Annotated in this window: 1 pseudogene; it reads left to right on the top strand. The window is 51.4% G+C overall.

Features of this window, described 5'->3' with window-relative positions:
• Positions 1-53: 53 nt before the first annotated feature.
• Positions 54-860: pseudogene (locus IBT46_RS27040) on the top strand (helix-turn-helix domain-containing protein); the annotation flags it as partial.

Here is an 860-nt window from a genome sequence, read left to right as displayed (position 1 = left end):
TGACCCGTCCTGAATAGCGTTGACACGTTCCCGACTTAAATACGGAGAACGTGATGATGACTGAGTTCAAACGCACCCAACGTGATTATCCTCTATCCTTTAAAATAGCCGTTGTTGAGCAGGTCGAAAAAGGCGAGATGACCTATAAACAGGCCCAACAGCGATATGGCATTCAGGGGCGCTCCACCGTGCTTGTCTGGCTGCGTAAATATGGCCGGCTCGACTGGCGTCCCGGACTTCCTGACCTGGCGAAGAGGAAACTGCCTGTGGCTCAGACAAATATCCCGCTTACACCCGAACAAAGAATCAAGGAACTTGAAGAGCAGCTTGCGCTGGCTAACCAGAAAGCTGAATTTTTTGAGTCTGTTATTAATGTCCTGAAAAATGATTACGGGGTGAGTGTCGTAAAGAAGCGGCCCGGCAAGTCCTCGCGCAAGGTCGGACCTCAAAAGTAACCGTTACGCGGGCATGCCAGTTCCTGGGGCACAGCAGACAGGCCTGGTATCAGGACAACGCAAGATACAATAAACGACAGCAACATAATGCACAGGTTATTGATTTTGTTGCCCGTATCCGGTGCCGTCAACCACGTATCGGTACGCGTAAACTGCACTACCTTCTGAACAGTCAGTCAGATAACAAGTTGAATATTGGGCGTGACCGTCTTTTTAGCCTGCTGGGTGAACACAGGCTTCTGGTTCCTGTAAAACGGGCTTATCACAAAACCACCAACAGCCATCATCGCTTTTACCGGCATCCCAATCTGCTGAAACCCGGCCCCGGACAGGTAACAGCCCTCGAGCCAGAACAGGTCTGGGTCGCCGATATTACTTACCTTCCGCTACGCAGCGGCGTGGCCT

The organism is Erwinia sp. S38 (genome assembly GCF_016624545.1).
Lineage (GTDB): Bacteria > Pseudomonadota > Gammaproteobacteria > Enterobacterales > Enterobacteriaceae > Erwinia > Erwinia coffeiphila.
The sequence above is the reverse complement of the archived record's forward strand: the minus strand, read 5'-3'. Positions and strand labels throughout refer to the sequence as shown.